The organism is Pseudoalteromonas sp. PPB1, from assembly GCF_015356275.1.
GTDB lineage: Bacteria > Pseudomonadota > Gammaproteobacteria > Enterobacterales > Alteromonadaceae > Pseudoalteromonas > Pseudoalteromonas rubra_D.
In genome coordinates this window covers 233998-247593 of record NZ_JACEQV010000006.1, presented here as the reverse complement: position 1 = coordinate 247593, position 13596 = coordinate 233998, and the positions used below count along the sequence as shown (strand labels likewise).

Here is a 13596-nt window from a genome sequence, read left to right as displayed (position 1 = left end):
TCTGCAGCACTCAATTCATATATACGATGCATTTTCAGGAGGTGAGCGTGTTACTGCATGAACAAATAGCACACTTGTGCGAATCATTTAAGCTCAGCTCAACCGCTGCTCACTGGTCGCTATTAGCAGAGCAATGCATAGAGCAAGAGAAGAGTTACGGTGAGTTTTTACTGTCTTTACTGGAAACTGAGCAACAACACAGAGATGAACGCACTCGTGATATGTACAGCAAGATGGCAGGATTCCCGGTAAATAAAACATTGAGTGGATTTGATTTTAAGTTTGCAACGGGTGTACCAAAACAACAGATACAAGAATTAAGTGCGCTTACTTTTATTGAGCGGAATGAAAACGTTGTCTTACTGGGCCCAAGTGGTGTGGGCAAAACCCATTTAGCAATCGGGTTGGGATTAAAAGCGGTTCAAGCAAAGAAAAAAACGCGTTTTGTCACGGCCGCTGATCTAATGCTGCAACTATCAACAGCAAACAGGCAAAATAAGCTCAAACAATACTTATCTCGTTCAGTGATGGCACCAAGGTTGTTGATCATTGATGAGATAGGTTACTTACCATTTGGACGAGAAGAAGCGAACCTGTTCTTTAATGTGATCGCCAAGCGATATGAGCATGGCAGCGTCATCTTAACGAGCAACTTATCATTTGGGCAATGGCCCAGCGCGTTTGCCGATGACGCCACATTAACAGCTGCAATGTTAGACCGCTTACTACACCATTCGCATGTATTACAGCTGAGTGGAGAAAGCTACAGATTGAAAGACAAGCGCCGAGCAGGCGCAATACCTGAGTAAGCAAGTGGATCAATTTTAAATGATCGAATTCAGGCTGAAAGTGGATCAGTTTTCGGTGATCGTTGACAAGTGCGAGCGTTTACTGGGTTAACACCTTCCCGTGAGTACCATTTCGATTTATCTAAGTTGAAGCTTGGATGCGCATTCGTATTGTCCGAATCTGATTATTCTTCAGGAGTTCGTGCTTAAACTTAGGACTTTCACTACTCAGAGCTTATAGAAAGCGTAGCATTTGATAATCTTGCATTTCTTTATTGAACCTGCCCCAATTGGTCTGTGAATTTACCGGTGGGTGTCACTTAAAAAAATTGCGTTCCTCGCAAATTTTAGCAAAGCATTTTGTGCCGTTTAGCACGGCGCTGGGGGATCCCCTCATAATTGAGACCTCTCAAGTTAATGCATCAAGTGTACGTATTCACGTATAGCCCAGCGCAGTTGCTTCCCCGTCAAAACATAATCGCTTCGTCGCTTAACCTCTTTGCCAAGTCTTACAGTCGACAGAACAGCACGCCCTCTTATTGTATTTACCTTGTAGTGGCATAGTGACTTTGACTACTCAAGCACCCACCTACATATTTTGAAACGATTTGTCATACTCATCTGGACCCACCTTTGCTACACTTCCTGAATCGTCGTCATCGCATATTGGAAATTTTATGTTTTCTTTAATCAAAGGGTTATTGTTTAAGTCTCTGAAGCACCAGGCGGGCCGAAAAGTGGCTGATGCTGTTGTTGAAAAATGTGTTCAGCAGGGCATGGAGTATATGCGTGGGCGAGGTGGCGCAGCGCCGCAAAAGGCCAGCGAGCTGGACGGATTGATTGTCGGGCTCAATAACCTGACGGCCAGGCGATTGCCTGATGGTCAATACCCGATCAGATTAGAGCATCAAACCCTGATAGTCACCATTGAGAACCATGGGATTGTGTCTATTACTGAGTTACATACCGATTAGTTAAGATCAGGCAGAGCTTTGATTTACTCGAAGTTAAGCACAGAAACGGATTGTAATACTCCTGTCTGAACGCTATGTAAGTCTTTGAAAATGTTTAAAAAGCATAACCATCTACGAAAGTCGTTAGCCTGAGTCAGCTGTAGGCTTAGTAAAAGGCTTACTTTTCCTCACCGGTGTTTAAAGTTGCGCGCTATACAAGCTGAGGAGCAGACTCTTGACATCGTGTCCCACTTCGTACCTGGCGCGCAAAGAGACTTTGGGTGTCTTCTCTGAGTTGCTTCTGAGTTGCTCTCTTCTCTGAGTTGTCAAATTGAGTGCCACTTTACTTGCCAATTCTGCCAAACCATATGGGTAATACCAGGGCCTCTCAGAAAGCACCGATGTTTATCGGGCACTGTTGAGTTGACCCAATCTACACGCCCGTAACGTGAGCAGCATGCGTTGATACTTCACTCATATTGCTGCAATCGCGAAACTTTCTCAATCTGGCATGCCATCTTCGGCCTGTTTAACAGCCAGCCTTACGGCAACGTACCAGACATTCTGGCTCTACCTGTTGCACTTCATTCTGAGTATTGGTTAACAAGAGGCGGTTAAATAGCCACCTGTGGTGCAGCCTTTGTTGATGAATTTGCTACTAATTTTTTGCTCTTTTGTCTGTTTTATGAGCAAATTCGCGGAGTTAAACATTTTTATTCTTTTCATAAAACCGATAACTTTCTGACTTAAATGAATAAATTATGCTTAAAAGGAAATGCTAGGTGGTATATACAATAAAATTATATAAATTATATTGTATACACTGTGTGCGTAGTGTTAATAATATGTCACCTCTTCTGGGGTTTGGATACACATTTTAAAAAGGTTAAATTATGAAAATAAAAGCAATACTCGCTGCGCTTCCCTTGCTCTGTGCAAGTGTGGAAGCTGCACAACAACACGTTGAACGACACTTTAAACCACTGAGCGTGGCCGATCTGCAATTAGCACATGGCGATGAGGGTCATAATCACGCCGCACAGGACAACGCGCCAACAGCAGCACGTGACACTGCGCTGCATTCACATTTGCCCGTGATGATGCAGATGGCGTCTGGGCAGGTTGATCTTGCCAGTGGCTGTGACTTAACCGCATTTGCTAACGCGAGTGCATCGACAATCGTGGCACAGATCACGGGGCAGGGTGCAACCTGCGTTAATGATCTATTCAGTGCGCCGTCGGCGACTCAGGTGGCGACTTTTACATCGGCCAAAATGTTGGCCGCGGCGCAGCAAGCGACGACTCTGTCAGGTAGCTATAGTGGCGCCGGCAGCAGTGAGCTGGAAGCGCTGTTTTTGTTTATTCGTGCGGGTTTTTATGTGGAGTTTTACAATGACTCCGTGAGCTTCGATCCCACAGTGCAGAGCACGGTTCGAAGTGCCCTCGATGCCTTTGTGAATAACCGTCATTTCTATGACAACAATGATGCGCACGGAGAGGTGCTGAGTGAAGTCATGACGACGATGGACTCTGCCGAGTTACAGCATGTCTATCTGCCTGTGGTCAAAGCCTGGTTATCTCGCTGGAGTGAAAGCTATGCAACCAGCTGGCATATGCGTGGTGCGGTGAATGGGATCTTCACCATTTTATTCCGGGGCCAGTGGAACAGTGATTTCGTTACGCTGGTTGGTAAAGATACCGAACTGGTTAGCTTACTGGCTAATTTCACCAAACAAAGCTGGATGGTGGGCTCGGACGCAGAATTCTTGATAATCAATGCGGGCAGAGAACTTGCCAGACTTAAAAACTATCAGGGTACGCCTATTCAGAGCTCGGTTGATACGGCCCTCAAAGCGCTATTTTCTACTTATCAGAGCTATGGCTATGGGGATGGAATTTGGCTTGGTGCCGCTGATGTTGCGACCTACTACGCGGATTGTAATGATTTTGGGATCTGTGGGTTTAAAGAGGAGTTGACCAACAAGGCCTTGTCACAGACCTATCAGTGCAGCAGCACAATCCGTATTCGATCTCAAGATATGACCCAGGCACAACATCTGTCAGCATGTGACACTATGGCAGCGGAAGAGACTCGCTTCCATACCATGCTCGAAACTAATCAAACACCAGTTGCTGATGACAACAATACAATGCTGCAGGTCAACATTTTCAACAGCAGCAGTGACTATAAAAAGTATGCAGGACCAATTTTTGGTATTGGCACAGATAACGGCGGTATGTATCTGGAAGGCGATCCGAGTGTGGTTGGCAACCAGGCAAACTTCATTGCCTATGAGGCCAGTTATGCCAAGGCTGATCACTATGTCTGGAATCTGGAGCACGAATACGTGCATTACCTGGATGGCCGTTTTGACCTGTATGGTGACTTTAACGCGCCGACTGAGGCAATTGTGTGGTGGAGCGAAGGGGTTGCAGAGTATGTGGCAAACCTGAACGACAATCAGCGCGCCATAGATACGATTAAAGACGGCAGCACCTATCAGTTAGGCGAAGTATTTGAAACCACTTATGATGGTTTTGACCAGGATCGTATCTATCGCTGGGGTTATCTGGCGGTACGCTTCATGATTGAAACACATAAAGATGAAGTCAATGCAATGCTGGGGGAGACGCGGGTTGGCAACTGGAGCGCCTATAAAACGCGTATGAATAAGTGGGCCGCACAGTACAGCAACGAGTTTACTCAGTGGACCCAGCAACTGGCTGGGGACACTAATCAGGCACCAACAGCCGTGATCAATGGGCCTTACCAGGGCACTGCTGGTTCATCGGTCAGCTTCAGCAGTCAGGGCAGTTCAGACCCTGAAGGTCAAAGCCTGAGCTATCTGTGGCAGTTTGGCGATGGCGCGCAGAGCACCCAGGCCAGCCCCACACATACTTACGGGGATGCCGGTAATTATACGGTGACGTTAAAAGTAACCGACAGTGAGGGATTGGCACATCAAGTCACCACTCAGGCCGTGATTGAAGCAGATCAGGGGATCACTGAACTGCAAAATGGTCAGGCAGTACGAGTTGCAGGCGCTCAGGATGAACTGAAGTACTTTAAAATCCAACTGCCGGCCGGGGCAACTGATCTGAAGGTCAGCACTGGTAGTGGAACGGGTGACGTTGATTTATACCTCCGCCATGGTCAGCAGCCCACGCTGGACACCTACGATTGTCGCCCTTATGTTGGCGGTAACGCTGAGCGATGCGATGTTGCGACACCACAGGCCGGAGAGTATTACATAATGCTCAGAGGCTATAACGCCTACGCGGATGTGAACTTGGTTGCCAGCTATACAGCACCGGTTGCGGGTTTGCCGGATACTTGCGTGGATCAGGGCAGTGTCTCTGGTGGCCGACTATCCGCTGATCAGGCGGTTTGCTTAAGTGATCAGGATCCTATGTGGTTTAGCCTTGAGAATGTGAGTGGTCAGCAGAGCATTCGCATTGAAACCGCGCATGGCAATGGTGATTTGACGCTGGAGTACAGTAACCAGGGCTGGCCTGACGGGAGCAATGTTGACGCCCGCTCTGAGCGTGCAGGCAATGGTGAATGTATCAATCTCAGCGGGCAAAGCCAGTACTGGGGGTATTTGAAGGTGAGCGGTGCACCAAGTGGTGCCACTATCCAGGTTACTTATAACGATGGCTGGTGTAACTAAGGTTAAGACTATTTAACAAACGTGCTTGAAGGTTGGAGAGACAGGCTCTAGATTTAAAGGGTCTTCTCCAGCCTTTTGTGGCAGCTATTTGTGAAATTAAACCTGTTAATTAATGGCCTTATCTTACTTTTACTCAGTGTACTATTGCCGTCGCACGCAGCGGAGCGGCTGAACATCTATGTCTACCACAATAAACCGCCTTACATCATGAATCAGGCTGAGCAGCGTGGCCTGTATTTTGACTTTGTAGCCTTACTCAATGCGTCTCAGTCCCATACACGTTATAAGCTGGTATACCTGCCACGCAGGCGTATTGAACGGGACCTTAACGAGCAAGCCCTCGATGGTGCTGTTTTGGGGGTTCACCCTGTGTGGTTTAAAGACCCCGACAAATCACGTTATTTGTGGAGTACAGCCCTGATGTATGACACCGATGAGTTCGTCTCTTGTGCTGAAAACCCCTTTGAATACGATGGCGCAGCTTCTATGGCCAACAAAAAGTTTGGTGGCATTTTAGGCTATCATTATTTTCGCACGGTTAAGCCGGTAAAAGCGGGGGCGCTGGAGCGAGTTGATGCAAACAGTGAAGAAGGTCTGCTGGAGCTGGCGCTGAGAGAGCGTGTTGATTTTGCGATTGTCAGCCGTTCAACACTAAACTACTTTATCAAAAAAAATCGCTGGCAGGAGCACTTCCATCTGTCCAAACAACCTCATGAAACTTACTACCGGGCAATGCTTTTACCGAAACAACTTCAGCCTCAGTACGACAGGTTATCAGCCATACTCAGCGATGAAGAATTTCGCAGCAAGCTGACTCAATTATTAAGCCGATATCAGATAGATGCAGGTCCGGGCTGAGTCTTGCGTGTTTATATCGGGCCCAGTCTTTGAACCCGAATTTATCAATCAATGACTGTCGCTAAGAAAGAGCAGCTTTACCAGCTTCCCGTATTTTCCATGCTTAGCCAGGGCTCTTGTGGTGGCAGTGGCTCGCCTTGTTGCAACAATTCAATGGAGATACCATCGGGGGATTTGATAAAAGCCATGTGCCCGCATCTGGGAGGGCGATTAATAGTAACGCCCGCCGCCTGAAGCTTTTCGCACAGCGCGTAAATATCTTCTACGGCAAAGGCTAAATGCCCGAAGTTGCGCCCGCCAGTGTATTGTTCAGTATCCCAGTTGTAAGTCAGCTCAATGGTGGGAGAAAAGTGCGTTTTAGCGTCTTCCAGTTGGCTTGGTGCAGCCAGATAAACCAGTGTAAAACGGCCTTTTTCGCTGTCTTTACGTTTTACTTCCACCAAACCCAGTAGATCACAATAAAAGTTTAATGATGCGTCGAGGTTCTCGACCCGAACCATAGTATGCAGGTATTTCATAAATTTGCCCCTTTAAAGTCAGGACTGAAAGATAAGGGCATATCGAGAAAAATCAAGGAGAGCAGGGGGATTGCTCTCCTGATTGCGTCAGACTATCAATACTCTGCGGTCAATGTGACATCGCTGAAGCCTTTATAGGCTTTCACAGAAATATGCCATGTGCCGGTTTGAGGTTGAGTTTGTGTGCACGTTTCGGCATTGCCATCTTTGTAAGGGCGGCAATCGTAACTAGATGAGGTTGGCCGGGCGCCATAACGAACATACAGATCGGCATCACCGCTGCCGCCGGAGGTACTGACGGTGAGCTTAGTGGCACTGGCTGGCACATCAAAGGTTTTATGGATCCAGTTGCCTGTTGTCGCATTTAACCCAGTCCAGACTTGTTTATTACCATCTCCCGGTGGGGTGCCCAGATCATATTGGCCGACTATGGATACACCGGAAAACGCCTGATAACCTCGGACCACGATATAATAAGTGCCTGCTAGTGCCGGGTTGATACTGCAACTTTCATTATTACCATCTTTGTAGGGGCGGCAATCATAGGTTGAAGTAGTGGGTTTTTGAGCAAAGCGTACGTAGAGATCGGCATCGCCACTGCCACCGCTCATGGTAAAGCGCAGATTGCTAGCCCCTTGTGGTACAAGCATGGTAAAGACCTTTTCACTGTCAGCGGCGCCTGACAGGTTACCGACAGGCTGGCCGTTTTGCAGCTCATTGCCGGGGTCAACTGGGCCACTGTCTCTGTCGATAATTGACAGCGAATTGGCGGCACGTTTGAGTGTCATGGTTTCTCCAAGCTCACTGGCATACCACCAACTGATATTGGCAGGCAGCGCAAGCGCGTCGGCAGCACGTTGTTCGCGTGTGAGCGTATCAGCGCCAGCTGTAAATTGAGCGGTTTGTACTTTTAGGGTGTCGGGTGCCACACTCAGTACTTTAAATTGTTGAATGCTGGCTAAATCAATCGTCCAGCTTTTAGGATCGTTGGCAGAGCGTGCCGGGGCACCCCAGCTGCCTTCACCCACATACACGGTACCGCCTGTGGTGGTTTTGGTAAATCCGGATCCTGAAGGCTGTAAAGCTTCGGTCAGCTTGTTGATGTGTGTATCGGATTCCACGACCAGGTTCATACCATGCTGATAAAACAAATCAGCCCACCAGGTATGCAAAATTGTATTGTCTGATTTACCAGAGTAATGGGGATACATGGGTTTATGGTATTGAGCAATGCGCCACTTGGTGCTAGCGCCATTACTTTGCAAGTCTTGTTTCAGCCAGTTGTTCATAGCCGTCGCATAGGCAGACCAGCCGCTGTCTTTATACTGACTGTTTAGGGTGTATACACGCAGGAGATTGGCAATATTAAAAGCGCCATAGCTGTCTTTATTGGTGCAGGCACCATCTTTGTCAAAATCTACGCCGAATACCTGACAAAGCGTTTTAAAATTGTCACCTTCGTGGTTACCAAATGTAGCAACAAACGGGTAAATTCGTTTATAGTTTTGCCCGTCGATCACGTCGTTTGAAAATGTCAGCTGCCAGTCTTTGAGGTACTCTCGCATTTCCTGAGCAGAATTGGCATTGGTATAGTCACCACCATGCATGATAAACAAAGGGCGGATCTTTGCGACCAGTTCGTTGCCTTCACGTCGAGTCGTCCAGCCTGTGCGGGTGTCTCCGCCCGCGATGGCGACAAACCCTGTGCTAGTTTGAGGGGCAGTCTTAAACCATAAGCGCTGGCCACATCCGGTGCTGTCGCATACGCGATAGTAAATAGCAGTATTGGCACTCAGCCCGGTTAACGTCACAAACTCGCTTTGCAGGCTCCCATCAAAAACACTCGTGGCTGTCGGTTGCACTGTGGTCCAACTTTGCTCATTCGTCGTTGTGCCATATTTAATGTAATGGTTACTGCCGCCAGTAGGGGTATACCCCACAGTGGCCTGATGACTGGGGTTAGTGTCCCAGATCAGACGGTGATAATCACTGGCGCTGTGGGCAGTGGTGGCATATAAAGCAACCGTGGTGAGGCCCGCTAAAAGCACTCTCATAGACTCGTTTCCTGTTGTTGGTTAATGGGTCACGCCTTTGAGGCGTGTAGATCTAAACTCTGTGGGTAAGTCGGCCACCAGTAGCACAAACGCTGCGTTACGGTAGGGAAGTGGGTACTGCTCCCCGGTATGAAAGTTGACAGCAGTTGCACCTTGTTTGAAGCGTTGATAATGGCCCGAAAGAGGCTGTGAATGATCCGCACTCCAGTAATCCCCATGCTTCATATGAGGGAAAAAGTCCTGGGCGATATGCACATGTCCGGGGCGTGCCGGGTTTTGCAGTAAGCTGCTTAATTCACCACTGGTAGGCAGGCGCCAATGTGTCAGGCCGCACAAGGCTGTCTGTCTGGCTCGGTTAATCAAATCCTGAGTGTCACATCGCGAAGACTCGAAGTAACAATCTCCCAGATTCGCTTCGCCTCTGGCCTGACTTTGTATGCTCTCGTCAGATGAGATGTACCAGGAGTAGGTCCAGTAGCCATCATGAATGTTTTCACTGTCGGTCTTAACCTCCCATATCAGGTCTCGCTGGGTATCTAACACACAGGACCAGGGGCCCTGCCAGGGAGATAATGGATGACCTGATCGATCCAGTTTAACAAACCTTGGATGAGGCTGGACGACCGGACTCAAAGGTTCTATCCACAACAACGAGATAACAATGACAGCGGTCGCCAATGACATTAATAGACGTGTGATCATAGCGGGTACCTTAAGATGGCTGGACGAATGTGGCGGGTGTGTGCCACCTGAGCATGGTCAAAAGCCGAAAACCACATGCAAGTACCACTTTCAAGTGGCACATCATGTATAGAGCCGGTGTTATGCTTTCGCACTAATTCAAGGGTCCAGATACCACTGTCCCAGCTACCTCGTGCTCTGACATCGGCTCGGTCTCCCTCGAACCGGTTAGAGCGGTACAGAATAGATGAGAGCTTGCTTCCGGGTAAAAACATATCCTTTTTTTCGTGATAGGGCGTGCTGCCAAACCAGGGTAAGACGTTCAGATGCACATTGCCTTTGTGTGGTAACCGTTTTGGGATAACGGTCCCTGGTGTGTACCACTGCCAGTTCATCACATAAGCGCCACTCTCTTTGCCATCAGGCTGATACCCGGCGGTATAGCGGCGTTGCCCTTGCTGCACCGGGGCCGGTGGACCAAAAAAATTATCATCGGCTTGATACATGTCATTGGTTCGCACCGCTTTCCAGTGCCATAAATCCCGTATTTCACCATCCATACTGGCGTGGAAACCTTTGCCGTGCCAATTAGGTGGCTTGCTATCTAGGGGTCGGTGGCCCAGATAGGTGGTATTGTCAGCCCCACCAGAACATGAGCGGGAAAGCATCACAGCCAGTTTGTCTTCGTAGAAAGTACGCTCATCAAATTGGTAAAAGCCATTTTGTTGGATTTTCCAGCCTGCCTTGGTTTTTAATAAAGGTAGGTGGTTGGTGCTCATGCTGGGATCGGTCCAACGTATCAGGAAATAGCTTTCATACTGATTCGCCAGTGCCTGCACGCGAATGGTGCTGCGGCCGCCGTTAAAGTTAGCGCCGCCATGGGTTTCTATGGTGTAAACAGGTGCTCTTAACCAGTGCGCCTCATCACCGTGCCCATCTATGTCAATGAACTCACTTGGACTCAGCGACGCGACTTCAAGTGTGTCTGCCGAATAGCGAATACCGGCATACAACAGAAGACCTAGTGTGCATACAGAGGTCAGGATAAACACACCTTGTTTTTCAACGCGAGAGGGGAGGAGCGCAAATAAAACGCGCTTGCCATACTGAATGAAGTAAATCCAGCCATGGATAAGCAGGTAAAGTAGCAACAACCAGACACTATAGAAGTGTAGCGGCTGCATCTGCGCAACATATATACCGGCCCAGAGAAACCAGCCCGAACACAGCAGGCTTAATATAATCAGGTACCCCAGACGGTTAACCCATAGGTGGTATTGGTTTGGGTTGCTACGATAGGGTCGCCACAGTGAAAGCAACAAATAACTTATCGCCAGTACACTGAGGATACTGGCACTGGCTATATGCCATGGGTATAAGTCGCCGTCGGGCAGCAGTGGACTAATGACCATCAGCCAGTCTTGTGTTAACAAAGAAAACCTTAAGCCAGTAAGCAGGCTGCAAACCACCAGTAAGATTACTAAGGCATGAAGAAGGACAAAAGTGACTCTACGCATCGTAATTTTTGTTATCTGTATGTTTAAATAGTGTAAACATAAAGGGTTGCAGTTTTATGTCAAGCACTAACTCATGAGTAAATCCATGTGATCACCAAAGAATGATTCTCAACGCAATCTGATAAAACCTCGACTAAACTAAATAAGTGCCCGACGCAAGGTGAAAAAGTGAGAACCGGATGAATGAGTTTTTGTCAGAGACGACGGAAGAAGCCCTCGACAGCGGAGAAGTGATTGACAGCATGACAGACATAGTGGCCTGCTTAAATACGAGTGATTCAATCCAACGGTTTTTGTTGGACATACACTGTATTTTGCAAAAGGTGACATATGCGGATAATTTTTATGTTGTGCTATATCGGGAAGATGGCAGTCTGACTTTCCCTTATTTTCATGATGTAAAGGATGACATTGACCCAGAAGATTTAGAAGCATTGTCTCTGGATGAAATCGCACACTCATTAACAGCCTATGCTTTGCAGTCGCAAAATGTGTGCAACTATACCACTGAGCAATTGAATGAAATGGTGGCAGAAGGGCGGTTAAATATCATCGGCACAGTGCCAAAGCAATGGCTTTGTTTTCCCCTGGTCAATCGCAACAACTTTATGGGCGCATTTATCATTCAATCCTATCGTCGTGAGGATGAATACTCAGGTGTGATTGTCGATGTGCTGTTTACGATTAGCCATGTGATCTCCTCTGCCCTGGATGCGTTCAATAACCAACAAGCTTTAGTTGAAGCCAATACGGTTTTGCAAAACTATCAGGGTGAACTAGAAATCAAAGTAGCGGAACGCACCCAAGAGCTCGAATCGAGCTTGTCTGAGTTGCAAAAAGAAATAAGTATTCGGGAGGCATTGCAACAGCGGTTGGAGCATGAAGCGCTACACGATACACTAACAGGCCTGACGAACCGAAAGTTTCTATTCCGGGAGCTGAATAATCTCGCAGAGCGGTCAAAGCGTGGTTCGGTTACCGTACATATTTTGTATCTGGACTTAGACGACTTTAAACCCATCAATGATAACTATGGCCATCACAGTGGTGATATTGTGTTGCAGGAAGTTGCCAAGAGAATACAGGGAGAGCTACGTGTTTACGATGTGCTGTGTCGCCTTGGAGGGGACGAGTTTGTCGTGGTTCTGTCTGACCCACTTGAAAAATCAGTGCTGATGCAGATCTGTTCACGCCTTATTGCTTGTATCTCTTCCCCTATTCAACTGGAAGGCGGTGAAAAGGTACAGTGTGGGTGCAGTATCGGTGTTGCCAATAATAATGGGGTGTTCAGTGCTGAAGCTCTGCTAAAGTGTGCTGACAGTGCCCTCTATTCATCGAAAGAGCTGGGCAAAAACCAGGCATACTTTTATGAACAAGCGTCGGTTTGACGATAAATCCCGCAACCTGATATCTGCTAATTAAATTCTCTCTGCTCTGGCTTTTGCTTTGCAGCGTCGATTGCATTAGGATCGGGTTTTCTCCTTAACTTTTTGGTTGTTATGGCACTGAGATTCTTTTTACTGGGTTTGTTTGGCTGGTGTATGGCTGCAAGCGCGGTTGAGGTAACAGACCTATACGAAGCTACCTTACAGGTGGACAACAAAACGCGTGCAAAGCGCGTTGCAGCCAGTCAGCAAGCGCTGGACCGTGTGATCCAAAAGTTGACAGGCCGCACGGAGCATTTAAATCACCCACTCATTCGGCAAAGTAAGAAACGTATTTCCGATTATATGCTCAAATATGAGTATATCGAGTCTGCAGATGGTGATATCAAAATACGCGTAAGGTTTGAGGCAGACAAAGTCGAGCAGCTGGTCAGAGACAGCAACTTACCCTTATGGGGCAACCGTCGTCCCATGATTGCAATCTGGCTGGTGATAGAAGACAACCTGAGACGAGAATTTGTTACCCAGGAAAGTTACCCCCAATTGGAGCGGTTAATTTATGACACTGCGGCAGAATGGGGTATCCCCGTCGTTGTACCTTTGATGGACCTGACCGATCGCGCGCAGGTCGGCATTGCTGAAGTATGGGGAAATTTTTCGGAGCCGGTTGAAGCCGCTTCGATGCGCTATAATGCAGAACGGGTGATTACCGGCCGGTTGTTTAAACAACCGAATAGCAGCAGTTGGCAACTCGATTGGCGCTACACAGATACGGATCAGTTTGAATCGACCCAACAAGTGGGTGACAAACAGCAATTACTTATCGCCATGATTAACGATATGTCAACGGCACTGGCCGCTGAATATGTGATAGACCCTAATCGTTCATATGCGACCAGCAGCACTGTTTTGACCGTGGATAAGCTGACCTCATTTAGTAAAATTGAACTGGCCAGAAGGCAGTTGCTAAGCATTAGCACAGTACAGGATGTAGATGTCATTTATCGTCAGGGAGATCTGGTCAAATTTGAAGTTGAACACGGTTCGTCTGTCGTTGACCTGCAAAAATCACTCAAATTAGAACGCGCATTTAGTGTTTATGTTGACCCTCGCGCGTTTTATCAGGTTGCCAGTGCCAATAACCTCAGATATAGCTGGGTGGGGCAATGAT

10 protein-coding genes are annotated in these 13596 nt (G+C 47.7%); 6 read left to right on the top strand and 4 right to left on the bottom strand.

What is annotated here, in order from left to right; all coding sequences use genetic code 11:
- Positions 1 to 26: 26 nt before the first annotated feature.
- The 4 genes from istB (at position 27) to IY568_RS08680 (ending at position 6270) form a co-directional block, all read left to right on the top strand.
- A complete protein-coding gene (gene istB, locus IY568_RS08695; protein WP_194867339.1) occupies positions 27 to 809 on the top strand; it encodes an IS21-like element helper ATPase IstB in 783 nt (260 codons plus the stop codon).
- Positions 810 to 1465: 656 nt separating this feature from the next.
- The gene (locus IY568_RS08690; protein WP_125559357.1) at positions 1466 to 1762 is read left to right on the top strand and encodes a hypothetical protein; all 297 of its coding nucleotides are present in this window, start codon (positions 1466 to 1468) and stop codon (positions 1760 to 1762) included.
- Positions 1763 to 2634: 872 nt separating this feature from the next.
- The gene (locus IY568_RS08685; protein ID WP_194867332.1) at positions 2635 to 5412 is read left to right on the top strand and encodes a collagenase; all 2778 of its coding nucleotides are present in this window, start codon (positions 2635 to 2637) and stop codon (positions 5410 to 5412) included.
- A gap of 90 nt (positions 5413 to 5502) precedes the next feature.
- A complete protein-coding gene (locus tag IY568_RS08680; protein WP_194867331.1) occupies positions 5503 to 6270 on the top strand; it encodes a transporter substrate-binding domain-containing protein in 768 nt (255 codons plus the stop codon).
- A gap of 77 nt (positions 6271 to 6347) precedes the next feature.
- On the opposite strand, the gene gloA is transcribed toward IY568_RS08680, so the two are convergent.
- The 4 genes from gloA to IY568_RS08660 form a co-directional block, all read right to left on the bottom strand.
- Positions 6348 to 6788 carry a lactoylglutathione lyase gene (gene gloA, locus IY568_RS08675; protein ID WP_125559364.1) on the bottom strand — a complete coding sequence of 147 codons (441 nt, stop codon included), beginning with the start codon at positions 6786 to 6788 and terminating at the stop codon, positions 6348 to 6350.
- Positions 6789 to 6883: 95 nt separating this feature from the next.
- Positions 6884 to 8842, bottom strand: coding sequence for a pre-peptidase C-terminal domain-containing protein (locus IY568_RS08670; protein ID WP_194867330.1), 1959 nt, complete (start codon positions 8840 to 8842; stop codon positions 6884 to 6886).
- 21 nt (positions 8843 to 8863) lie between these two features.
- Entirely contained in the window at positions 8864 to 9544 is a 681-nt protein-coding gene (locus tag IY568_RS08665; RefSeq protein WP_125559368.1) for a DUF1566 domain-containing protein, read from the bottom strand.
- Positions 9541 to 10956, bottom strand: coding sequence for an ethylbenzene dehydrogenase-related protein (locus IY568_RS08660; protein WP_228553225.1), 1416 nt, complete (start codon positions 10954 to 10956; stop codon positions 9541 to 9543). The genes IY568_RS08665 and IY568_RS08660 overlap by 4 nt, the downstream gene beginning before the upstream one ends.
- A 263-nt stretch (positions 10957 to 11219) precedes the next feature.
- Between IY568_RS08660 and IY568_RS08655 the strand changes: the two genes are divergently transcribed.
- Entirely contained in the window at positions 11220 to 12428 is a 1209-nt protein-coding gene (locus IY568_RS08655; RefSeq protein WP_194867328.1) for a GGDEF domain-containing protein, read from the top strand.
- 111 nt (positions 12429 to 12539) lie between these two features.
- Positions 12540 to 13595: a DUF2066 domain-containing protein gene (locus tag IY568_RS08650; RefSeq protein WP_194867327.1), complete on the top strand. Its 1056-nt coding sequence runs from the start codon at positions 12540 to 12542 to the stop codon at positions 13593 to 13595.
- The last annotated feature ends 1 nt before the right edge of the window (position 13596 follow it).